This window comes from Rhizobium terrae, from assembly GCF_003425685.1.
GTDB classification, from domain to species: Bacteria; Pseudomonadota; Alphaproteobacteria; order Rhizobiales; family Rhizobiaceae; genus Neorhizobium; species Neorhizobium terrae.
The window spans coordinates 1-21,670 of sequence record NZ_QJKM01000024.1; the positions used below are offsets into that span (position 1 = coordinate 1).

Here is a 21,670-nt window from a genome sequence, read left to right on the forward strand (position 1 = left end):
AGCAATCAGGATATCGTCCACGCCCCGGTTCTTCAGCTCGTTCATGACGCGCAGCCAGAACTTCGCCCCCTCGTTGGTTTCGATCCAAAGCCCGAGGATTTCCTTGGTTCCGTCACCGCGCACGCCGAGCGCCACGTGGACCGCCTTATTGCGCACCGTGCCTTCGTCGCGAATCTTGACCCGAAGCGCGTCGAAGAAAACCAGCGGGTATACGGCCTCCAACGGTCGTGACTGCCAGGCTGCAATCTCCTCGAGAACGGCATCCGTCACCGCCGAGATCAGATCGGGAGAGACGTCCACACCGTAGAGTTCCTGCACATGACCAACGATCTCGCGGGTGCTCATACCTCGCGCATACATCGAGATGATCTTGTCATTGAAGCCGGGAAACCGCCGCTGGTATTTCGCCAGGAGCTGCGGATCAAAGCTCGATTGCCGGTCTCGCGGTATCGACAGCTCCAGAGACCCGTCATCCGTCAGAACCGTCTTCTTGCCATAGCCATTGCGGCTGTTGCCCTGGGAACCTTCGCTGGAGAGATGGTGATCCATCTCCGCGTTCAGAGCCCGTTCCGCAAGCGCCTTCTTCAACTGATCGATCAGCCCGCCGCCATCAAAGGCAGTCTTGGCGTCAGACCCGCCAAGCAATTGGTCCAATATCGCGTCCGGGATAACCGGCTCTTTCCGTCGTGCCATGGGAATCTCCTTCATACCCATTATGCACCCCGTACACGAAATTCCTGACACTCCCCACTATCATGACCGATTCAATTCCGACTTCTCCCCATTACTTCCTTGTTCAGAATCGCCGATCTGAGGGTTTCGGTAGTGATCCGGGAGTCGCATCGTGAGAAAATTCGATCCTCCACCTCGTGGGGACGACCCGCGCTATCCCAAAGCCCGCGAGGCCCTGCTCGTTCTCGCCGCAGTGGCGTCCGAGGATGCGGACTACGCCAAGGCGCGAAACGGTCGTGGGTTCTCGAAGGCCGACAGCAGTAAGGGTCACGCCCTAGCCGCCCTAGGCGTTGTCGCTGTCGTTCGGAATCCATCCACATACGCGGAGGTCATATCGATGGCCGCACGGTACAGGCGCCAGGCATCGAGGATCGCGCAAGGCGCCTTCTTGTAACCCATCTCAAATTGCGGACTCCCGATTCAGTCACGACGTCCGCCGGCGATTGAATCTTTCACTCACTCGGGGCGACCATGGATCTCGTACCTGGGAGATCCACATGGCCGACAAGGCAGCCGACATCCAAACGCTCGCACCTCGAATCCATGAACTTGAGAACTGGGTTGCGTATTTCAAAAACCACCTCGGCGGTTCCGGTGGCACGACCGACGAGAAGCTCTGGCAAGCTACTCTCACTGGAGCCGAAGCATCGGCGACGTGGGGAGACGAGCCATGGACGGCCACGGACCTCATATACGGACCCGACAGCCCCAATGAGATGTCGATGCACCTGACCGTGTTCGGGAACGATTCCGCAGGGGCACTGAAATGTCAGGACGGCAAAGGCCTCTACGGCTGGCTCTTTCCACAGTCCGAAACCCGCTGGCAGTACGGACCAGAAAACGGCAACAGCACCCTCGCCACCGAGATCTTCGGCGCACCGAATTCCGGATACGTCCACTCGCTGCGCACCGCGAACATCAATCTGATGACGGCGATTTTCAGAGACGTTGAGTACGTCGGTGACTGGACAATCATCGACCGCATCGAAGACGTCGGAACAAACCTAGAAGAACTCGCGACCCAGGTCGAGGGAGCCGTCGGCGACGTCCAATCCAATCTCACAACCTATCAATCCCAGATGGAGACCACGATTGCAGGCCTCCAGTCTCAAATCGATTCCCTGCGCAGCCGCGTGAACGCGTTGGAGACTGCGTCATGACCGAAACTGATCTCACGCCGCGCCAAGCCGTCTGCGCATATCTCGGCGGCGAGCACGTCCCTCCGCACGTGCTGCGCGCTGCCGTTGCTCAGTACGTCGTCGGCTACGAGACGCTCGTCGATCTCGCGATGGACGTCACAGGCGACCCCAACGACATCTCTGCAGGCAACGACCTCGCCGCGGAGATCGTCATGCAGCAGACGGTGCTCGAGGAATTCTACACGCTCACTCAGGCAGCGACCGCTCTCCCGGATCTCGTCCGCAGCCGAGCCTCGTCGCACAGGACCCGGGCATGAATCTTCTTGCGCCGACGGCGGCAGCCGCACAACATTCATCTACCGCGAATTTCTTGTTCTCGGTTCCTTCCGACTTGCCCCGTGATGCGCGAACAACCGCGCTCCGGGGTTTCTTTTTGACGAGGTGACGCATGGCCAAGGATGACATCTTCGAATTCGACCTGCGCGGCTTCACGAAAGACATGACGAAGATCGAGAAGACGATATTGCCGACGGCGCAGGCAGGGTTTCTCAACGGCATCGCCTTCGGTGCCCGCAAGTCCTTGCTCAAGCATGCCGACGCGACCATCCAGGGAAAGCCGACGGCGTGGACCAAGCGAGGATTTGTGGTCGACAAGGCCACGCCGGGATCGCTGGAAGCAACTGTTCGGATCCAGCCGCTGCAGGCTGGGTACATGACGCTCCTGATCAACGGCGGCACCCGGAAAGCTGGCGATGTCGGCGCGACTCCGTTCGATGTTCTCACCGACGCCCCCGACAGCGAAAAGAACGCATTCGGAAACTTGAAGCGCGGCTACCTAAAACGGATCGCAAGGCAGGCCGTGCAGAGAAGACGAAGCGCGCCAGGCTCGCGGCGAAACGCGACAAGCTGCGCGCCGCTGGCAAGTCCACGGCTGCCGCGAGTTGGGCGTCGAACAACTCGTCTGGAAAGCCTGGCATCTTCTTCGGTCAGATCGATGGCAAGAAAGGATACTGGCAGCGCGCTGCGAAGCGTGACGGCGACTACAAGCTCACGCTACTCGCTCGGATGTCGGAGACTGCGACGTACAAGCCGACGTTCCGGTGGGACGACGATCTCAGCCAGCATCAAGGATTCGGATCCGGCTAAGCTGTACCAGGCGGAGATCACGCGCGCACTCAGGAAGCTCAACGGCGGCTGATCCCGCCGGCGGCGTTTACGGGCTCGAAACGGTCCCACACTATGAACGGAGATATCCGTGATTGAGGTGGGACATGAGAGCGTTCGAGATTTACAGCGGCGTTGGCGGCATGGGCATCGGGTTCGAGGCTGCAGGCATCCAAGTCAGCGGCGGCGTCGATTCCTGGGATCGTGTCGGCTACGTGCGAACCGCGAACGGCATTTACTATCAGTGGGCTGATGCGTCCGATCTAACGCGGTTCGGCGGCGACCTTGATCGTTGCGGTCTGGAGATGATTATAGGTGGCCCGCCGTGTCAGGATTTCTCGGTCGCGGGGAATAAGCAGGCAGGCAAGAACGCGGCGTTCACAAGATCGTTCGCATTGCTGGTAGCGACAGCCAGGCCGCAATGGTTCGTTTTTGAGAACGTACCGGATGCTGCAAAAAGCGAAGAGTATGCTCAGGCGAGGAAGATCTGGAAAACTTCCGGATACGGACTGACAGAGCTGTTCTTGGATGCCTCCTACTATGGCGTACCTCAAGCTCGAGAACGGCTGATCGTTGTTGGACGCCATGGAGAGGCCTGCGGTTTTCTCGATGATGCTGTGCGGCAGGCAGCCTCGAAAGAACAGCGGACGGTCAGGAGCATCCTTGATCCGCGTGATCCAGACGACGCTCGTCTGCTCGAGATTGGATACTACTACAGCCGAGGCTTCAGTGACGGAGCTGGTGTCCGGAGTATCGACAAGCCAGCACCAGGAGTAAATTCCACATTTCGTGAGCCGCCCTACGGGAAGCACAAGGTCAACGACAACCCCAAGGATCCGATCCACGCGACGGCAGCGCAGGTTTTGACGCAGCAGCAAATGGCAAGGCTCCAAGGCTTTCCGAGAAACTTCAGGTGGCAGCCGCGGCATGGCACAATAGCGATTGCCGACGTCGATCAAATGATCGCTAACGCGGTTCCTCCTGCTTTCGCCTATTACATCGCCAAGGCGATCCGGGAACGCCACGAACAGAAGTCGTTCGTGAAGGTCAACAAGGTCTTCGGGGCATACCTAAGGAAAACAACTGACCTAGAAGACCGCTCTATCGATAACGTCTGCTCCCGCGTGAATCGCGCTCGAAAACTGCTCGAAGCCAGGACGTATCCAGATGTTGACATCGAAGTCGCCATGCTCGACCGCGTGTTCGATCGCATGCAACAGGCATGGGATCGAAATGAAGAGCTGCCTGCCGACAAACGAGACCCCAAGGTGGAGAAGCCGTTCAAAGTCGAACAGAAGTCAGACATGCGAGCGGCGTTGCGGCTCTATGCAGCCATGCTGCGACCGAAGTCTACCGTCGAGAAAGCTATCGAAAAGGGTGAGAAAGAGCGCGAGAAGGCGCGGAAGAAGCGGCCTCCGCCATTGTTCCCGCGACGGCCATCTAAATGGACGCCGAAATGGACTATCGGCGATCTCCTGCACAGCCCGGTGCCTACCATCTCACGAAATCGCATCCTCACGCCGCGACTACCGCACAAGACCAACGAGGAGGCCTATCTCGCGGACAAGGCCGCTCAGGACTTCGACCCGTACCCGGAGGACGACGGCCGCCTGTCGCCGCCCGCACTCAACACAGACGAGATGTGGAGGCCGGACGGCTACGACGACGACTGACTTGCTTCAGGCTCCGCCGGCACAAACAATTATCTCCAGACATCAGGAGGAGATTGTCATGCTCGCAGCCGGAAACACCATCGAACGATTCCCCACTTGGGCAGTCCGCGCCCAGCACCAGGCCGCCCGGCGCACTGACTGGATCCGCATCGGCTACGAGCACGATCTCCGCAAGATGGTCGATCTTTGGCAGCGGTACCTTTTCCGTCAGGTCACAGCCCGGCTCGATCTCCTCGCGCTGCCGGATGACAACGAAGTGATGTGGCAGCTCTATCGCCGCCTTGTCGGCAATGCCCTTCGGCAGCCTCTCGTCCTCGTCAGGGACGGCGTCGTCTCCACCGACAAGCGGCACCTATCCGCACTGCGCGAAGGATTCGATCTACTCGCCGAGTTCCTGGAAGACGACCACGCTCCCGAACTGCATGTCTGGGATGCCGCCACTCGCGAATACGTCCGCAACAGCGATGCACCGCCGCCTGCAGTGGATCGGGACGAAGCCCGGGCGATGTACCGAGTGATCGATGACATCGGGAAGCTGGCTGCGGACAGCGTCGTGAAGCTGAGAGAGGACGCGTGATGGCACCCCGCAAGCCGAAACCCGTCGCCGATCCCGCCGTCGTCGCCGAACCAATCATCGAGCAGCCGGTCATCAACTACATCCCGAATCCTGTGACCGTTGCTGGGCAGACACCGAAGAACAGAGACGAGATCGCCATCCGTGATGCTGTCCGCACCCGCCTTGCCGTGGTCGAGCCGGCCGTCGTGGAATTCGTTGCGGAGAAGACTGCGGAAGGATTCACGCTGTCGGAGATCGATGAGCTGTATGCCGTCGAGCTGCCGATCCTTTTCGGATATCGCTTCGACCGCGGCCGGATCCGGGCGCAGTACGATGGCCAGATCGTAGAACGTGCTCGATAGCTACAAGTAGACCAATCCCGCGAATTTTCCGCATTTCCTGAATAGAAAGCAAAGGATTGCGAGGTACTTGGGTGGTTCGCGCAGGAGGAACTATGCCAATTGATTTCAGTGACTACTACTTCCATCACGCTCTCAAGACCGTTGATGGAGAGCCGAAGGCCGACACGGATGCGATCCGTAAACGCCTACCAGGCGCCCACATCTTCCATTATTCGCCCGAGAAGTGGCCGGACGGGATCCGTAAAAACTCATGCTGGACAAACCTCGAATCCGATGTCCCCTTCTACGTAAATGAAACAACCGGAATGGGCGATGAACGCATCAAATGGCGCGCCCGGTGGGTTTTCCCTTACGCTGATGCAGAGAGGTTGCTTAAAAATATGCAATTCCCAGACCGAAGATGGACGTGCTGGGAGTATAACAACAGAATGCCTGTGCCCGCCGACCAGTTGGAGTGGGTGCGAATTGCCTGACATCCAGCCGCCTCCGGGCGGCTTTTCCATAAGATCCACATTGGTGATGTTAGAATGCCTAGGTGGAGGATTCGATGATCGGCAAGAGACAGAAGCGTGCTCCGGATGGATGGGGCGACGACACACTCACTTCATATCTCGACGACTATCGCAACAACCAGTTCGCGGCGTTCGTTGGGAAGCCTGACGAGGTCGCCGACCTCATTGCAATCGACGGCATGCTGAAACGGCTGCTGGAAGGAGCGCGGGATCCGAAACCGTTCGTCCCGATGACGTTTCTGCTCCGAGCACATTCAGCGTACCGCGCAGCGGCGGGAGCCGTGATGGCCGGGCAGCTTTACGAGGCCCAGGCTTGTCTCAGACTTTGCCTAGAGCACGCCGGCTATGGGCACTACATTGGCGGCGACACAGCGATGTGGGAGCGTTGGATGCGCCGACACGACAGCGATGAACATCGGAAGGCTGTCAGGAAGGAATTCACGGCTGCCAAGGTGGAGAAGAAGCTGCAGGCTGCCGATGCATCGGTTGCGAAGGCGTATGAGATCCTCTATGAGCGCCTGATCGATTTCGGCGCGCACCCGAACGAGAAAGGCTTCTCGATGTCGTCGAACATTCGGAGAGAGAACGGTGACGTGCACATCGAGGCCATCTATCTCCACAGCGACGGCCTGCCTCTCGATCTCGCTTTGAAGACCACCGCGCAGGTCGGCATCGCCGCCCTCCGGATCGGACAGATCATCTACCCTCAGAGATTCAAGGATCTCGGCCTCGACCTTGAGCTGGCCACCATCATGAAGCGGTACTAGGTCATCCCAGCAGGAGTTTGCCGACGATGGCCGCCGCCGCGAAACCGACGATCCCGGTGAGCGCGCCGAGACGCCGCTCGATCTTCACGAGCATGTCCTTGGATATTTTCGCGACGAGATCCGGAGGCAGGTTATCCATGGATATGGCCTCCGACTTCTTGTTCTCTTCGACGAGCCTATCCAGGCGATCCGGCTCAGGAGGGATGATTGCCAGCTTGTAGGCAACGGACACGCTTTCTGATCGTGCCCTGGTAATGCCGTACGTCGTGTCCTCCCCGCGGAGGAGCAAACCGTAGTCATGTGCGTGGTACGGCTCTGAAAGGCTGGCATCGACTTCGTTCTGGAACAGCTCGGCGACCATGCGCAGCATGCCCTTGCGGATCGGCGCCGCGGTGACCGACATCCGCTGCATGAGGCTCGAGAACTCTGCCTCGTCGATGTAGCCCTCCAGGATCAGGTAGGGCTTCTTCTCGTCGGACGGCCAGCTATCTTTCGTGGGATCGATGTACGCCAAGGTACCGGGATCCCCGGTCATCAGGCCTTCATCAGGGACATTGGTGGATGACATCCCAGAGTACGCAATCCCGTCCGTTGTCGTGGCTTTCGTCTCGCCGCCCACGGTACCCTTCTTCGTCGGCCTGATATGGATGCTGATTTCGCGGAAGTCGGCGATGCGGCCGCCCGGCACCGTGAAGACGGTGATCGTGTCCTTGAAGGTGCCTTTCGCAACGAGCCGAGAGCCGACCTTGTAGTCCGCGGAGCCAGCAGGCAGCTTTTCGAAACCGCCGTGCTGCCATTCCACCGAATGCACGATCTCGATATCGGTGAGATCGACCCAGATACCATGCGGCACACATGTGGACATGAAGGGACGACCGCTCGTCAGTTTGTCAGCGTGATGAAGCGTAAAGTTGTTGACGAGCTTACAGCCCTTCGTGTCCGAGAAGTACGACATCCAGTCCCCCAGTAGTTGTGCGGAGACTAGCCAGCGGCAACTTCTACAGCAAGTCGAATCCTGCCGGCGTTTGCGCCAGTCGTCGCCAGCGCACACCATCCTAATGGGCACCTAACAAGGAGGATGTGATGCCGGTGATTTTGGAACTCGAAGACTACGAGGCTAATCTAGTAGTGGACGCTCTCGTTGAGCAGCGCATCCGTCTGATGAAGAACTGGGAAGATCGTTACAGATCGCCGAACGAAAACGACGGTCGTTACGGGATGGACATCTGCAAGATTGGCGACCTCGCCATGATCGATGCAAACATCGATACGGTCTACGCTCTTCGAGAGCGACTGAAGGAAGGGATCATGATTCAACGGATGTGTCATGAACATGCCCTACACCCGGAAAAGAGCGTGAGTGTCGCCTGGCATCACAAGCGCGGATGGCTGCCGACAGCCGACTTCGTGGAGAAGCCGATCGAGGATGATCAGGATCAGATGTCGCCAGGCACGTGGACGACGCTGCCTGACGGTGTTGGCATCGACGACTGGATGTTCGACATCACGGATCCGGAGGACAAGATCGTCATCGCTTCCGCAGACACTCAGACCGACGGCACTAGGGTGGGTTTCTATACATACGAACTGACCGGACGAAAAGCACAAGATCAAACGCGAACTGCAGGGCTACGACCTGATTACCTGGCAGGAGACCGTCGGCGGTGGCTATCATGGCGTAGATTCCTCCGAGCACGCAGCCTCAGTGATCATCGTGCGGAAGAACAAGGATGACCGCTACGAGATCCACCCAGGTAGCGACATCAGCGCTGAGTTCCGCAAGCACATGAAGCGCTTCTTCCTATCGCGTTGCGAGTACAACAGCTTCGAAGAGGTCAGGGATCTCGTAGGCGAGCGTGCAGTCGCATTCTTCAAGCTTGGCGGCAAATCCTTGAGCAAGCGATACCTCGACATCGAGATCTCGATCAACGGCGAGACGAAGACGCTCCGGGGGACTGCCGGAGATGCCGAGAAGCTGCTGAAGAATCTGACCGCCGCTCATCGTCGCTTCTGACGGCCAAGTCGTCCGCCGTCGTCTCCTAACTCTCGGAGACGTCCGTATCCGTCTCGTAAGACCCGCCGCCCGGCTCATCAGCTCGGCGGCGGCCTCAGGAAGCTTCACCCCACGTCGCTGCTGGCTCACTTCTTTGATCAGTTGGAAGGTCGTTGAAAAGCTTGCTTTCCAACCTGGTTTCTTCGGACATTCTTGTAAAGATCCCGCCCCACACTAGAAGTTCTAGTGCAAAATCCTGCTGCTCAAGGCAATACAATTCAAGGAAATCAATCAACTCCTCTCGTGCGTAGTCGAGACCGAACTCTTCGTTTATGTCTTTCACCCAGTTAAGTAGCCAGTCATCAGGATATTCCGCATCCGCAATTTTCGACCGCAAAATCACGGCGCGAACGGCAAGTGCGTAGTTCCTTTGGGATTGATATATGGCATCGGCGATTTCCTGACTGAAAACGTATTCGCACTGAGCATGTATTCTGGCGAACTGATCTAGTATATCACGCGTACACTCGTTCTCATGGCCGATGACTTCCAACAGATTAGCCAGTTCCCCATGCAATTTTAGTCTTCGATCATACTGAGTTGCTCGATAATTCGCCTCAGCAATGCGCTTATTTGCCGTTCCCTGCTCTCGAAGCAACTCTGTCTGAACTCTTATGAATTCGGCCTGCGCCTCTGAGGCGTTGGCCTGTTCTTTCATTACCTGACGATTTTCCGCGATCTCTTCTCTCTGGAGCTTCAACTCGTCGGACTGGATCATGACTGCGGCTACAAGCCAGAAAAATGCGAGAGGAGCAAATATTCCAGCGATGAAGTCGGCAAGGCTGTTGAGTTTCGCATTATCGATGAAAACACCAAGTCCGTCGGCGAACCCTAACTGTTCCTGAAACTGCTGCAAAACGACTGGTAATACGAACACCACCACAAGGTATAAGACCGTAATCGCAGAAAATATCGCCCTCCAATTGGCACTTCTTGTTGCAGAATATTTTGCCATAGCCCCACCTTTCTGACAGCACAATGTCGCCAAAACCGATGCGATGACAAGTCTCTAGGAAATCCGTCTACCTGGATTTTCAGCGGCGCTTGATCCTTTAGTCGACAGCACACACCGATCTCATGGACAATGACTGCGAGAAGCGTATCCGTCTCATCCGACCGCCGCCCGGCTCATCAGCTCGGCGGCGGTTTGCGTTTGGAACGGCTGCCGGACAAAAGAAAACCCCGGATCTCTCCGAGGCTATTCTCCGGCCGCTCAGGCGACCTCGTGGGCCGGGCCCGAGAGCATGATAAGTGTAGGGATCGCGTCATGCAAATTTCGTTCATCGCTTCACAAGACCGATAAGGGCCGTTGTCGTTTACGGCTTGTCAGCAGTCGCGGGACCGAAATCTTCTAAGAATTTCCGCACCTTCGCATCGCTCATCGCATCTTCCAGAGCCACCGCCATTCCATCGAAAAGAGTGCCTATCTTGCGAAGATAGTCATCCGTGATGTCGACGTGTTTGGTGCCGTCCTTGGCAACGCCATTCCTGTGCACGCAGTCATGCCTTTTGTTGACAGAAGCAACGACTAAGGCTCGATCCTCCTTGTCTTGTGGCAGGATGGACGCGCCGAATGCTCGGTGACAGATCCCATTAACAAGAGGCAGGTTATGAAACGAGAGACCTTGGACCGTCGCCTTGACCATCTCTCGAACGATATCCGGCTGATCGAGGATCGTCTCCAAACTTACCTGCTTGTCCTTTAGCGCATCGAGCTTCAGCATTTGCCGCTGCACAGAGGTGTCCGCTATCGCAGCCCCGACAATGGTGTCGGAGAAATAGGCCTCGACGATCGAATACAAGATGCTGAACAGCATTCGATTTCGGCTGCTATCTCCTTGCGGCTGAGCGATAGCGTCAACGTTAGATCTCCACTCTTCCATCGCGTCCATGAAGATGCCGAAGGCACCAGGCTCCGGAAGAGGCTCATCCCAGTCATCAGACATATCCAGCGCTTTGACGGAGACATGGATGTCGGGGTGCCCATCTAATGTCGCGGTATACTCGTCGTTGGAACGTGACATGCTGACGGACCAGTAATGATCCTCAGTATCTGGATTGAGGCAACTTACTTCGGCAGAATACTCCTCCTCGTCGCCGGGGAAATGCACCCAAGCTGCCGCAGGATGTCCACAGGTGGGGCACAGAAAACCAACTTCGAGTTCAGTGGGTTCGACAACCTCTTGGCTCTCCCATTGCTCCATCATGTACTGCTTCATACGTCCCATAGCCGAACCCCATGCCTGATTGAGTAGCGACACCTACCACACGTTTACATAAGCCCGAAAGCTGCCGGCGTTTGCGTCGGGCGGACGTCGAGCACACCATTCTCGTATCCATACATGAGGAGGATGATGATGAAGATCGTAACCCACACAGAGATGCTCGCGCTGCCACCTGGTACCGTGTTCTCGTTTTTCGGCGAACACGACGGCGGCCCTCAAGGCGAGATGCTTGGCAGCCTCTACGTCAAGGGTGAGACCCTCAGACACAACCACGACGGCAAACCCTTCGATTTCTGCATTCTCAACATGCTGCCGAAAATGGCGAATTCTAGTGTTGTCGACCCCAAGCTGACGCATCTAGCTATCAGCCAGCGCGAAGGGACTTTCGACGAGACGAGGCAGTTCATGGTGTGGTCTGAGGATGCCTGCAGGCGCCTGGCTCAGGCGCTGCTCGAACCCGCCAAGGCCTATTTCCGCGTTTTCGGCGACGACGATATCCCGGTCACGTCTGACAGCCTGGAACTGATCAACGACTACGGCATGATCACGGCTCTGCCGAAGATGGGAGCCGCGGCATGACCGACACCGAAGTCAGAACACCGCAGCCTGGCGACTGGGTCGACATCGAGATCCCCGGAGGCTGGGACGTTCTCTATGCGGCCGCCGGGCAGCCTGCTCTGACAGACGAACGGATCCTGCAGATCGCTGAGCGGCACCGCAATCACGTGCTGACGGCGCAGTCGGGGACGAAGTTCGACGTCATCGAGCACAAGGACGTGGTGGCGTTCGCCCGGGAGGTTGAGCGGTTGGTGATCAGGCAGCAGGCGATGGCGGGAGTTGGGGCATGAGCGCGATTGTCTGGCACGAGGTAGACTTCGGCGGCACCTCCTACAAAGTCCTGGACGGACATCGTGGTCGTTACCTCATTTGCCGCCTGAGACCGATCAAGGGCGGGCAATGGGAATTTGTTGCCTACCAGGAGTTCCCAGGATTCGAGCGCTACGGCAGCACCCCGTTCACGGAGGAAGTCGACAACCTTAATGAGGGGCGCAGCCTGGCCGAGTTCTATCTGCAGGACTGGCTGGACAGATATGCACTGATGCCGAAGCCGGTCCGAGCAGCGTAGCCTCCGCTGACACATCCACACCGACACCCAGAGCCGCCTTCACGGGCGGCTTTTGCATGCGTGAAGCGCTGCCGGTCAAGAGTAGGTCCAGCCAGAGATGCCGAAATGGTCGTTGACCACTTCCTGAAGAGCAGAAAGGAAGGTTTCCTCATTTTTTAGCATTCGTGTGAGCTGGCGTGCCGCATCCTCCTGGTCCGCTCCGTGTAAAGCCAATGCACCTTTTACGATTGCTTTGCTCGACTTCCTGTTTGTGACATCGCCACTAAATCGAGCGTCCTTGTGAACTGTAAAAGCGAACCAGATCCCGCTGATGCCATTCGAGAACTCGTAGGAAAGAGGCCGATCGATCCCTGGCGGCACGCGGCTCTTGAAAACATGATCAATGCAGTGGATGTCATGGCTTATGATGAAGGATAGCATTCGGCCGCCTGTAGTATAATGAGGCGTCTCGAGTTCACGGCACTGCCGTCCATGCATTCGACAGCGGTCTCGCCTGTGGGCTGTTCCTTGAAAGTTCACACATTCCGAGAGATCCAGGTCCCGGTCGATCAGGAATTCAGAGGTGTCTTCATGGTCCCAATACCATGAGCCATTCCTTTCGCGCAGAGGCCCTTTGTCCACAGAGGGATCGTAAGGCTTAAGGAAAGTCAAATTGCTGACGTCCTTGTCAGTCGCCAGAATTCTGTATGCCGGAGGATTGTAGGTCGTTATCGCCTCAACCCAGTAGAAGCGGCGACCAGCGATCAGCGGCAGCCATGGGAATGTGAACTCTACCGTGCCGTATATGGATCCCGGTCCCCATCGGTTCGCAGAAAGCCAGGCCACATGAGTGCGGGTCACATTCAGGCGGCTCTCGTCATAGACTATCCCGGCCGATATCTTTCCCAGTTCGAGAATTCGTCGAGCTTCTGGCGGATGAACTACATGATAGATCTCTTCGAGAGTAGACACGCCGCTTTCTCGCTCTCCCGGCTTCGGAATTCTGATCCTGTAAGCATCCCACTCGTTCACGGGTCATACCTCCTGCTTGAAGGGTCGGCTACCATTCTCCGATCCTGAAAGGAAGCTGTCGCATGATTTTTCGCCGGCGTTTACGTTGGGCAGCAGAGGCAGCCGGAGGCTCCTGAGGGCGCCACCCCAGTGCGGGTAATTCGCGACCCCAGTCGACCGCTCCGACAAATTTTGAAAAAGTTGCGTCAACATCAACACCCCTCCGACCTCGAATTGAATCTTGCAGGGGCCTAACGCCTCCTAGTCCCAGCGAACACAGGGACTTCTTTCATGGCGCCGCGCAAAGCTAGATCCGATCCAGTGCTGAAATCGTCAGAGACCGGGTCGCACCCTCCAGCACCGATCGCCGAAGATTCAGCACCCGGCAGAAATGCACGAACCTCGACGTCTGCAAGGCATATGTCGTTGAAGCAGCTCGCCACGTTCCTCAATCGAGACCGGAACACGGTGATGAAATACCTCGATCAAGGAATGCCTGCAGTCGAGAAAGCCGACCGAGACCGTGGCGCTGCGTGGGTATCCGTAACGGCTTCACATCCCGCAAGCGAGTGGCTGCCTCTTTTGGGGAAGATATCGAGGAGATCGACGCCGAGAACGCTCGAGACCAGGAGCGCGCCAAGATTCTGGGTCTGCAGTACGGCGCGTATCCAGCCCTCGAAGGGATGGATTTCGGGACGGTACTCGCAGGCAGCCAGCTTGAAGCTGCTCAGCAGGATGCGGCAAGCCAGACGCAGAATGGTGTCATTGCTCAGCAAAACTGAACACCGAACAAGGGCCGATGCCGGTCAAAAAACCCACGGATAAATCTGTGAGTGCGTGTCTGCAACACAAATCAAGTCCCTGACAGAAAACGGGTATTCCAGCCGTGTTTCCGACGGCTTGCCGCGCAAACTGTGTTGACGGATTTGATGGGGTCCGGTTTCCTGGTGTCGTACTCAACGACAGAAAGGGCTAGTACAGTGTACCTCTCCGACTTCGTCACCTTCGAAGGTGATCGCTTCTACGTCTCGGCGGATCTACGCTCCGGCAAGATCAAGCTCGAACGCGTCTCCCACGAGGCGTTCGAGCGCTTCATTCTGAATGTCTCGATGGGTGAGGATCGCACGATTGCCGCCGGGACGAAGGAGGTGTCGGCATGATTAGCAATCTGATGTTCGCGCCGACGTACACACCGACACACGCAGAAATCGTTGCCGCCAGCGCTGCGTTCTTCGACTACCTGATCGAGCATTATCGCGACCGCATGTCCGAGCCGATGCCGTACGATCAGCGGCCACAGCTTGCATTGGCGGCTTGCCGAGATAGCGAAGGGCACTGGTCCGTGTGTCTCCCCCTCGATCTCGGTGATGACGAAGTCATCGAGTGGATCGACATCCATGCCGAAGGCGTGGAGACGCGCGGTGATCTTATCGAGTATCTGGACTCCGACGAGTGGAAGGGATTCCTTCGGTGGATTGCCGGAGTCGACGAGAACGGAGACATCGTCGAGGAAGAAGAGTCCGAATAGGCTCTGATCCCTGAAGCCCCCTCAACCGGGGGCTTTCATTTTTCTTCGCAGTCCGTCTCGAATCTTGCAGACGGCCTGGGCACGCTCCTCTCAGACAACGATCTGAGACGAGAGCGAATGCCCGCAAAACCCACGACATCGCAGCCTGCCGACCAGCGCGCCCCGCGCCCTGGCTCGATGCGCGCGTTTGCCGGAGCGCCGACTTCGGTCGACGAAGCCACGCGGTCTTTCGACATCGTGATCACGACGGAACATCCCGTTCGACGGCTGCTCCCGGATCCTCGACAGGCGCATCCGATCCCGGACAATGTCGACTGCTCATATGTTGAGTTCGACGAAGTTCTGATCGCATCCGGAGTTGACCTGTCGCGCGCGCCTCGCATGCCGCTGGTTGATTGCCATGACACGTACTCGGGCATCGGCAAGATCCTTGGAAAGATCGACGACGTGCGTGTCGAGGGTGATGCCGTCGTAGGCCGGGCATCTCTCGCTCGCAAGCATGCTAACCTGCTGCCCGACATCATCGACGGTTATTTCGGCCAGATCTCGGCTGGCTACGACTACGACCTCCGCCGCGATGCCGAGGTCGTCGAGCGCGAAGGCGATGTGCCTCTGCTGCTCGTTAAGCGCTGGCTCCTGACAGAGGGCAGTCTCCTGCCCGTCGGCGCCGACCCGAATTCCTTCATCCGCTCCTTCCATGGGTCACCGGCACAGCCGTCTGTCCGGAGCGCGGAAACCCCGAAACCTCAGGAGAAGAAAATGGACATAGAAGCCCTCGTTAAGGCTGCAGAAGAAGCGGTCGCATCCGCAGAGGAAGCCATCGGCGCAGCCGAGGACGCAATCCCGGAAGACCTCGTCGAGCGCATCCGGACACTCCGCGGTGCCAAGGCCGAAGAAGACACCGGCGCCGCGACGGATGAGAAGACCGACGGCGAACGTGCTGAAGGCGACGACGATGAGCCGACGGAGGCGGAGAAGAAGGAGGTCGAAGCTGTCCGCAGCATTGCGAAGACCTACGGCCTCGTGAAGATGGTCGACGACCTTTCCGGTCTCCGCGCGAAGCCAGCTCAGATCCGCTCCGCCGTCCGTGAGGCCGTCATGAAGCGTGGCATGGCATCGACACCGGAAGCCCCGGCCGCTGTCCAGCCTGCGAAGCGCAGCGCGACCCCAACCGAGCAGCTCCCATCAGCGCGCTCGATTTACGCAAATCTCAACGGCCGGAAGGCCTGACACAGGAGTCACACCCATGGCCTATTTCCGCCAGAAGCAGAAGAACGGCATTTTCGTACTGTCCTACGCCTCCGACATCGAGCGCTCGATTGATGTCGCCACCGTGAAGGCCGATGCCGACGTTTACGAGTCCGGCACAGTTCTCATCGACATCATCGCGGTCGGCGCTGATCAGGGGAAATTCATTCGCGCATCCGCGGAGAAGTCGATCGCTACTGCAGGCACCGATGTCAGGAGCATCGTGATCCTGTTACGCTCAGCAATGTCGGTGCCTTGTCCGAGCTGAATTCCCTTGATGTTGTCGTTCGCCCACTGCACTCCGCGACCCGTGATGAGGCAGTCGGAGCCGAGCATCTTGAGGAGACCTCCGCCGGACAGACCGGAACCCGCGCGAGCGTCATCAAGGATGAGATCCGAGATCGAAATCGCCTGGGCGCGCTGCGTCAGGCACCATTCGGGGCTGTCGCCCCAACAATGAAGCTGAGCAAACTGCGACCCGGAAGCGCGCTTGCCGATTTCAAACGTGCTTGATCCAGGCAACGGATCCATGAAGTGACGCGACATGGACACGAGCATGCGACCGATCTGGCTGTCATGGGGGCCGTCGAAAATGGGCCACTGACGGCTGAACTGGACAAAGAATTCGTCGATGAAGCACTCGCCAGCGGAATCCGTGTTGTCGTTGTCCCACGAGGCTGCGACGGATCCCCAGCGGCTGACGTGCCTGCCGCCATCGCTGCCGAAGCAGATCAACCTGAGACCAGATTTGGGAGAGCCGTGATGTCGCAGAAATTGATTTCGAGCTTCAACGGCTTCGTGAAGCAGCGGATCCGCTCGGAAGTTGACGGGCGGCCGAGGACGGTGACCCTCGATGTCATGGCGCGCTGGGATGTCGACAACGAGAGTGGGCTGGTCATCGGGTCGGAGCAGCCGATTGATGCGGGTAGCTGCCTGATCTCGACGAATATTCCGTTCACGGCACCCGCATGATCAGACCGCTTTCTTGACCTCCGGAACTCCAAGATCAACCTTGTATTCTTCGTTTTTCTGAACTTTCGCAAACAGGTCGACCAGGTCCTGGGAGTACTTGTGGAAAACGGTTTTGTTGACCTTCTCCGCCCGGTGATACCTGTTGTCTGACTTCTTTATGTTGATGCCTGTTTCATTGGCAACCCGCGTGATCAGATGATCTGCGGAATGCCAGCCCTTGTGACCGAGGGCCTTGCCGACCTGAGTGAGGCTATAGCAGTGGTGCGCCCCGGCGGAGCTGTAGTCGTGGATGTTGGCGATGCCGAATAGTTTGGCGAACGTTTCCGAGTTTTCCACTGCGTCGTTGAGCATCTTGAAGTCAGCCTCCACGGTCATCTTGGGGATGTCGTGGCGTACGAGTTCGTAAGATCTTGCGATCAGGGATCTGAGCACCCTGGTGTTCACATGCGTTAGGGCAGGATTGGCTGCGAAGGCGTCGAAAACCCACGAGAAATCGTTGGCAACGATCATCTTGACCCGGACGCTACGATCTTCTTCAGTAGGAATCACCTTCTCTCGCGGTGGCCAGCTATCCTCAGCAAGGGAGCCGTCCCACTGCAGGATGAAGACGTTCGGAATGATGCCACCCTTTTCAGGCAAAGCCTCGTCGATGTCGGACAGGATTGCGCGGATGTTCGGATCACCCGCATTGTAGCCGACGAAAACCAGCGGATGCTCATTGAAGAACGTCAGCAGCTTGGCGCTGAGGAACTTCTTGCGCTTCATGAACTCGTCGTAGTCGTCCGATGTGAAGACGATGCTGTCGTGATCGGTCACGCATCCGTGGATCTTATATATCTCGCCGACGCAGACCTGCTGCCCCTTGAGGATCTGTTGGCCGATGATCGGCTCGTGGTCTGGGAAGATCAGCTCGATCATCTGGTCATAGTTCGTCGTGATGATCGCGTGAGGCTTGATCTTCGAAAGCGCCTCGATCTCAGCGATGTATTCAGCCTTCAGCCCGGCGGTATTCTGCGGCATGAGACTGGTGAGATATTCGGCAATCTTGAACTTGATGTAGGACTGAGCGTGAACGTCATCGTTGAACAGCTCTTTCGGAAACTCGTTGTTACCCGCTCCCCAGGCCCACTCGTGGTAAAGCCGCGCGAATTCCTGGCCGATCTTGATCGGAGACACCAAGGACTGCTTGTAGAACCCGAGACCCTTGTCAATCACTGAGCACTTGTCTGCGAGGTGTCCTAGCAGCTCCTCCCAGTTCGGGGCGTCCATATAGCGCTTCGCGAGACCGGATCCGATGAAGAGGATTGGTTGACACCCGAACTCGTCGACTGTGTTCGCGATGTCTTCCGAGATCTCCTCAATGTACCGCTCATACCGAGGCTGCTTCGCTTCGACTGCCACAACTTCCTCGACCATGTCACCCCCACGACTCAGCGCCCTAAAATTGTGTCCAGATGACACCTCACACGTCATTTTCGCAAGCACTTCGCCTCGAATCTTGCAGCGTTGTCAGTTCTGCTGAAGGAATTGACACCCAGTGCGCGAGACCAGCCCCTTATGACCGACACCCTTCTGCCGAGCAGCGAAATCCTTGAGCTGATCAAAGGCCAAGCCAGGCTTGAGACCAAGCTCGATCAATTTTTTTCGGCCCAGCTAGCCATGAAGACTGAGATCGACGGTCTCAAGTCCGATATCGGCTCAGTAAAGACCGACATTGCCGAGATCAAAGCACAGCGCCGCGCAACGCTGGCCTACATCTCTGCACTTTCAGCGGCTGCCGGCGTATTTTGGATTTTCGTCGGCGACTACGTCAAAAAAATCTTCGGCGCATAATCGTAGGCGGTGTCTGATGCCGTCAACAAACTGTCGAATAGGTGTTGAAAAACAGTGTGTTGACAGCTTGCGTCCGAATCCGCCAACGCAAACCATCCTTTCAGACCGCCCGGCAAAGAGGTGGCATATGAAGGATAGTCCCATGAACGCACACATCGCATCGACCTCTCCAGGTCAGTCTTCTGCAGACACGATAGCAGCAATCCAATCTCTCCTCTCGGAAGGCAAACGCCGCCAAGAAATCGCCGAAATCCTCGGCATCCCACCTCGCACACTCACCCGGATCCGCGCTCAGATGAAGTCCGGAACCACTCCGACCCCCGCCGTCGAGCCATCCGCTCCGGCACCCAAGTCTCCCAAACCCACGAAGATCAAGATCGCAACGCCGCAGCCGACCTCCGACGACATTCGCGAGCGGATCGCTACCGACGAGTTGACCGTGCCTTTCAGCAACTGGCTGGGCGACGGCTGGTATCGCGAAGCCGGGCAGCCGCAGGACATCTATGAGACGGACGAGAACGGCGAACAGCAGCTTGTTGGGGTCAAAGTTGATCCAGGCGTTCTCTGGCCGGACGAATGGAATGGACCGAAGACGGTGGAAGACATCTGGATCAGTCCGAACGTGCCAGCTCCAAAACGCAGCCTCAAACGCGGTTTCATCACGACCTCGGCGCAGTCTCTCACTCCAGCGCACGGCCCATTCGTCATCAACCTCCATGCGCTCGCCGCCGCACGCGGTCTCGAATTTTCGGACATCGGTGGCTTCACCTACGGAAAGAGCGTCTTCGCCAAGAGGCGGAAGAAGGACCTCCTTGAGGTCGCTCCATGGTCGGCAATGATCGTTGATAAGGTTTGCCGGGACAGGCGCCACCTGCATTCGACGGTACAGGCCTGCTTCGAGATGAACATGCGTCCGACCAAGCAGAACCCGCTCGTCGGCCTGACAGACTACGTCAGGGGAAAGACCTCGATCTTCGCTCACCCGAAGAGAGCTGTCGAAAGCGTGCCGCGTCCCAGGTCCTATGACCCGGTGATGATGTGGACGACGGGTTGCTGCACCGTACCGAACTACGTCACGCAGGAGGCTGGGCTGAAGTCTCTGCAGGAACATCAGATCGGTGCCCTGATCATTGAGATCGACATGGACGACAACGTCTTCATCCGAACGATCGACGCGGATCGGGAAACCGGAAACTTGCATGACCTCGAGCCGCTGGGTTTCCGCATGCTCTCCGCCATCTCCGAAGCCATCGGCCTGCGGGTCAATCTGCAGGTAGCCGCATGACCAAGCCATCAACACAGAAATCCCGCTCGTACTCCAAGAAGCTGACCGCCTGGTCGCTCGTCGGAATCTTTGCCCTGGCATTCTACGGGATCGGCGCGGATGTCATCACCGTCGTCGGCAGCGCGGCCATAGCACACATCGCCCTCTACATCGGCGTCGGCCATCTCGATCTGAGGAGCTGGGTTGCTTCTGGATTGCTCGATCTCCGGAACAAGAAAGGAGCAGCCGAATGATCGGATATCTCAAGATTGCCGGGATCGTCGCCGTGCTCGCCGCCGTCGGCTTCGGATACTGGCACCACACATCCGTCGTCGCCGACCTGAAGGCTGCTGAGGCCGCCAACACTATCCTAACGAGCCAGCGCGATGCGGCCATCTCGACGGCTAACGGAAATGCCCAGGCCGCCGCCAAGGCTGACCAGGACAGGCTGCGCGTCGTCGCCGAATTGGAAGCCGCGCATGCCGAGATCGAGGCTGCGGCTGCGCGGGATCTGGAAACCGTTAGGGAGATCCTGTTGGCTCCGGATGAAGAAGATGGCCCGGTGTCGCCATTGCTTGAAAAGCTCCGCGCGAAGCGGTTCGGAGGTCGGACATGATTTTCATGTGGCCAATCGGCTTGTGGATACCCCTTGCTATCGCGATTATTTTGACTGGGTGCCAGTCCGTTCCGAAAGAGATCGTGATCGAGAAGGTGGTCGAGCGGAAGATCGAGGTACCGAATAGCCTGCTGTCGTGCTCCGCAGAGCCTGTGGCGGGATCGACGTGGATCCGGGAGCGAGATGTCGCTCAATACCTCGTCAAGCTGGCGGCTGCCGGTGAGGACTGCCGCACGAAGCTGGCGGCTGTCAGGCGGCTGGTTCAATCCTGACGGCGTTCGGGAGAAGATCTAGTACGGAAGCGAGGTTCTCCTTAAGCACCAAGAACGGCATCCGCTTGGTCTGGTAATAGTGCGCAAGGTGGTAACGGTGATTGCCACCGACGATCGCAATCTCGTCGCCGACGCGGGCAATCAACGGAGGCGTTACAGGCAACCCGTTCAACCACCGGAATGCAGTGCCAAGGCTACGGCCTCTGTACTGCTCATCCCACGAGTCCTTGTCGCGGCTAGATTGATACGTCAGCTTTTCATGAACATCCGCGACGGCAACTTCGATCAGCGCATAGTCATTTCCGGGATGGAGAGCAGGATGTTCTCCATCGTGTGCCAGATAGAAATGTGCCCGATCCAGATCCCATTCAGCCTTCAGATCGGACGGCGGCCTTTCAAGGGTTTCGGTCCACTTACAGCACTGCTTCTCTACATCGGCAAGCGTTACCTCGAATTCCTCATCGCGTTTCCCTTCCACAACGAACATCGCAGTCAACGGACTAAGTCCTCGCTGGATTAGTCTGTTCATTTCGTTCGACATAAATGCTCCTATCTTGCATTCGGCTCCGCCGACACACACTATCATCTGGTGTCGCGGACGAGGCAGCTTCTCTGAAGTCCCGCGATTAGCGCACCCG

31 protein-coding genes are annotated in these 21,670 nt (G+C 57.7%); 24 read left to right on the forward strand and 7 right to left on the reverse strand.

Going from position 1 to position 21,670, the window contains the following annotated elements:
- Nucleotides 1-693, reverse strand: a 693-nt coding sequence (locus tag DMO26_RS29650; RefSeq protein WP_117195994.1) for an IS256 family transposase, incomplete at its 3' end; no start/stop codon positions are given.
- A 536-nt stretch (nt 694-1,229) separates the two neighbouring features.
- Here DMO26_RS29650 and DMO26_RS29660 point away from each other — a divergent pair.
- The 8 genes from DMO26_RS29660 to DMO26_RS29695 all read left to right on the forward strand — a co-directional run bounded on the left by DMO26_RS29660 (nt 1,230) and on the right by DMO26_RS29695 (nt 6,905).
- Nucleotides 1,230-1,892 (forward strand): hypothetical protein, encoded by a 663-nt coding sequence (locus DMO26_RS29660; protein ID WP_117195923.1) that lies wholly within the window; start codon nt 1,230-1,232, stop codon nt 1,890-1,892.
- Nucleotides 1,889-2,188 carry a hypothetical protein gene (locus DMO26_RS29665; RefSeq protein ID WP_117195924.1) on the forward strand — a complete coding sequence of 100 codons (300 nt, stop codon included), beginning with the start codon at nt 1,889-1,891 and terminating at the stop codon, nt 2,186-2,188. Before DMO26_RS29660 ends, DMO26_RS29665 begins: the two co-directional genes overlap by 4 nt.
- A gap of 131 nt (nt 2,189-2,319) precedes the next feature.
- The gene (locus tag DMO26_RS29670; RefSeq protein WP_117195925.1) at nt 2,320-3,069 is read left to right on the forward strand and encodes a hypothetical protein; all 750 of its coding nucleotides are present in this window, start codon (nt 2,320-2,322) and stop codon (nt 3,067-3,069) included.
- 73 nt (nt 3,070-3,142) lie between these two features.
- Complete coding sequence (locus DMO26_RS29675; protein WP_117195926.1) at nt 3,143-4,708, forward strand: DNA cytosine methyltransferase; 1,566 nt, start codon at nt 3,143-3,145, stop codon at nt 4,706-4,708.
- Nucleotides 4,709-4,766: 58 nt separating this feature from the next.
- Entirely contained in the window at nt 4,767-5,285 is a 519-nt protein-coding gene (locus DMO26_RS29680) for a hypothetical protein (protein WP_117195927.1), read from the forward strand.
- A complete protein-coding gene (locus tag DMO26_RS29685; RefSeq protein WP_117195928.1) occupies nt 5,285-5,626 on the forward strand; it encodes a hypothetical protein in 342 nt (113 codons plus the stop codon). Before DMO26_RS29680 ends, DMO26_RS29685 begins: the two co-directional genes overlap by 1 nt.
- 92 nt (nt 5,627-5,718) lie before the next feature.
- A complete protein-coding gene (locus DMO26_RS29690; protein ID WP_117195929.1) occupies nt 5,719-6,099 on the forward strand; it encodes a hypothetical protein in 381 nt (126 codons plus the stop codon).
- 74 nt (nt 6,100-6,173) lie between these two features.
- Nucleotides 6,174-6,905, forward strand: a complete 732-nt coding sequence (locus DMO26_RS29695) for a hypothetical protein (protein WP_117195930.1) — start codon at nt 6,174-6,176, stop codon at nt 6,903-6,905.
- 1 nt (nt 6,906) lies between these two features.
- On the opposite strand, the gene DMO26_RS29700 is transcribed toward DMO26_RS29695, so the two are convergent.
- Nucleotides 6,907-7,860, reverse strand: coding sequence for a hypothetical protein (locus DMO26_RS29700; RefSeq protein WP_117195931.1), 954 nt, complete (start codon nt 7,858-7,860; stop codon nt 6,907-6,909).
- A gap of 128 nt (nt 7,861-7,988) precedes the next feature.
- Between DMO26_RS29700 and DMO26_RS29705 the strand changes: the two genes are divergently transcribed.
- Complete coding sequence (locus DMO26_RS29705) at nt 7,989-8,639, forward strand: hypothetical protein (protein ID WP_117195932.1); 651 nt, start codon at nt 7,989-7,991, stop codon at nt 8,637-8,639.
- Complete coding sequence (locus DMO26_RS29710) at nt 8,620-8,919, forward strand: hypothetical protein (RefSeq protein ID WP_162895111.1); 300 nt, start codon at nt 8,620-8,622, stop codon at nt 8,917-8,919. Before DMO26_RS29705 ends, DMO26_RS29710 begins: the two co-directional genes overlap by 20 nt.
- Nucleotides 8,920-9,013: 94 nt before the next feature.
- Here DMO26_RS29710 and DMO26_RS29715 read toward each other — a convergent pair whose 3' ends face one another.
- Both DMO26_RS29715 and DMO26_RS29720 read right to left on the reverse strand, forming a co-directional pair.
- On the reverse strand, nt 9,014-9,913 hold the full coding sequence (locus tag DMO26_RS29715; RefSeq protein ID WP_162895112.1) for a hypothetical protein: 900 nt from the start codon (nt 9,911-9,913) through the stop codon (nt 9,014-9,016).
- A 361-nt stretch (nt 9,914-10,274) separates the two neighbouring features.
- Nucleotides 10,275-11,186, reverse strand: a complete 912-nt coding sequence (locus tag DMO26_RS29720) for a hypothetical protein (RefSeq protein ID WP_162895113.1) — start codon at nt 11,184-11,186, stop codon at nt 10,275-10,277.
- 129 nt (nt 11,187-11,315) lie between these two features.
- Here DMO26_RS29720 and DMO26_RS29725 point away from each other — a divergent pair, with 129 nt between their 5' ends.
- From DMO26_RS29725 to DMO26_RS29735, 3 genes are read left to right on the forward strand one after another with little or no spacing between them, the layout of a single operon-like run.
- Nucleotides 11,316-11,762: a hypothetical protein gene (locus DMO26_RS29725; protein WP_162895114.1), complete on the forward strand. Its 447-nt coding sequence runs from the start codon at nt 11,316-11,318 to the stop codon at nt 11,760-11,762.
- Entirely contained in the window at nt 11,759-12,031 is a 273-nt protein-coding gene (locus tag DMO26_RS29730; RefSeq protein WP_117195937.1) for a hypothetical protein, read from the forward strand. The genes DMO26_RS29725 and DMO26_RS29730 overlap by 4 nt, the downstream gene beginning before the upstream one ends.
- Nucleotides 12,028-12,309: a hypothetical protein gene (locus DMO26_RS29735; RefSeq protein WP_117195938.1), complete on the forward strand. Its 282-nt coding sequence runs from the start codon at nt 12,028-12,030 to the stop codon at nt 12,307-12,309. Before DMO26_RS29730 ends, DMO26_RS29735 begins: the two co-directional genes overlap by 4 nt.
- Before the next feature lie 75 nt (nt 12,310-12,384).
- Here the strand turns inward: DMO26_RS29735 and DMO26_RS29740 are convergent, their stop codons facing one another.
- The gene (locus DMO26_RS29740; RefSeq protein ID WP_117195939.1) at nt 12,385-13,320 is read right to left on the reverse strand and encodes a hypothetical protein; all 936 of its coding nucleotides are present in this window, start codon (nt 13,318-13,320) and stop codon (nt 12,385-12,387) included.
- 512 nt (nt 13,321-13,832) lie between these two features.
- On the opposite strand from DMO26_RS29740, the gene DMO26_RS29745 reads away from it, so the two are divergent.
- From DMO26_RS29745 to DMO26_RS29770, 6 genes are all read left to right on the forward strand, one after another.
- The gene (locus tag DMO26_RS29745; RefSeq protein ID WP_117195940.1) at nt 13,833-14,081 is read left to right on the forward strand and encodes a hypothetical protein; all 249 of its coding nucleotides are present in this window, start codon (nt 13,833-13,835) and stop codon (nt 14,079-14,081) included.
- A gap of 198 nt (nt 14,082-14,279) precedes the next feature.
- Nucleotides 14,280-14,459, forward strand: coding sequence for a hypothetical protein (locus DMO26_RS29750; protein WP_117195941.1), 180 nt, complete (start codon nt 14,280-14,282; stop codon nt 14,457-14,459).
- A complete protein-coding gene (locus DMO26_RS29755; protein WP_117195942.1) occupies nt 14,456-14,827 on the forward strand; it encodes a hypothetical protein in 372 nt (123 codons plus the stop codon). The genes DMO26_RS29750 and DMO26_RS29755 overlap by 4 nt, the downstream gene beginning before the upstream one ends.
- A gap of 117 nt (nt 14,828-14,944) precedes the next feature.
- Nucleotides 14,945-16,057: a hypothetical protein gene (locus DMO26_RS29760; RefSeq protein ID WP_117195943.1), complete on the forward strand. Its 1,113-nt coding sequence runs from the start codon at nt 14,945-14,947 to the stop codon at nt 16,055-16,057.
- Between the two features lie 16 nt (nt 16,058-16,073).
- On the forward strand, nt 16,074-16,343 hold the full coding sequence (locus DMO26_RS33935; protein WP_162895115.1) for a hypothetical protein: 270 nt from the start codon (nt 16,074-16,076) through the stop codon (nt 16,341-16,343).
- Nucleotides 16,344-16,837: 494 nt separating this feature from the next.
- Nucleotides 16,838-17,047 (forward strand): hypothetical protein, encoded by a 210-nt coding sequence (locus tag DMO26_RS29770; protein ID WP_117195945.1) that lies wholly within the window; start codon nt 16,838-16,840, stop codon nt 17,045-17,047.
- On the opposite strand, the gene DMO26_RS29775 is transcribed toward DMO26_RS29770, so the two are convergent.
- A complete protein-coding gene (locus DMO26_RS29775) occupies nt 17,048-18,448 on the reverse strand; it encodes an SIR2 family NAD-dependent protein deacylase (protein ID WP_162895116.1) in 1,401 nt (466 codons plus the stop codon).
- Nucleotides 18,449-18,604: 156 nt separating this feature from the next.
- Here DMO26_RS29775 and DMO26_RS29780 point away from each other — a divergent pair, with 156 nt between their 5' ends.
- The 5 genes from DMO26_RS29780 to lysC all read left to right on the forward strand — a co-directional run bounded on the left by DMO26_RS29780 (nt 18,605) and on the right by lysC (nt 21,032).
- Complete coding sequence (locus DMO26_RS29780; RefSeq protein ID WP_117195947.1) at nt 18,605-18,880, forward strand: hypothetical protein; 276 nt, start codon at nt 18,605-18,607, stop codon at nt 18,878-18,880.
- Between the two features lie 142 nt (nt 18,881-19,022).
- Nucleotides 19,023-20,165 carry a helix-turn-helix domain-containing protein gene (locus DMO26_RS29785; protein ID WP_117195948.1) on the forward strand — a complete coding sequence of 381 codons (1,143 nt, stop codon included), beginning with the start codon at nt 19,023-19,025 and terminating at the stop codon, nt 20,163-20,165.
- A complete protein-coding gene (locus tag DMO26_RS29790; protein ID WP_117195949.1) occupies nt 20,162-20,398 on the forward strand; it encodes a hypothetical protein in 237 nt (78 codons plus the stop codon). The genes DMO26_RS29785 and DMO26_RS29790 overlap by 4 nt, the downstream gene beginning before the upstream one ends.
- Entirely contained in the window at nt 20,395-20,760 is a 366-nt protein-coding gene (locus DMO26_RS29795; RefSeq protein WP_117195950.1) for a hypothetical protein, read from the forward strand. Before DMO26_RS29790 ends, DMO26_RS29795 begins: the two co-directional genes overlap by 4 nt.
- Nucleotides 20,757-21,032, forward strand: a complete 276-nt coding sequence (gene lysC, locus DMO26_RS29800) for an Rz1-like lysis system protein LysC (protein ID WP_117195951.1) — start codon at nt 20,757-20,759, stop codon at nt 21,030-21,032. The genes DMO26_RS29795 and lysC overlap by 4 nt, the downstream gene beginning before the upstream one ends.
- Here the strand turns inward: lysC and DMO26_RS29805 are convergent.
- Nucleotides 21,010-21,528: a hypothetical protein gene (locus DMO26_RS29805; RefSeq protein WP_162895117.1), complete on the reverse strand. Its 519-nt coding sequence runs from the start codon at nt 21,526-21,528 to the stop codon at nt 21,010-21,012. The two genes, lysC and DMO26_RS29805, sit on opposite strands and share 23 nt — an antisense overlap.
- Nucleotides 21,529-21,670 lie beyond the last annotated feature (142 nt).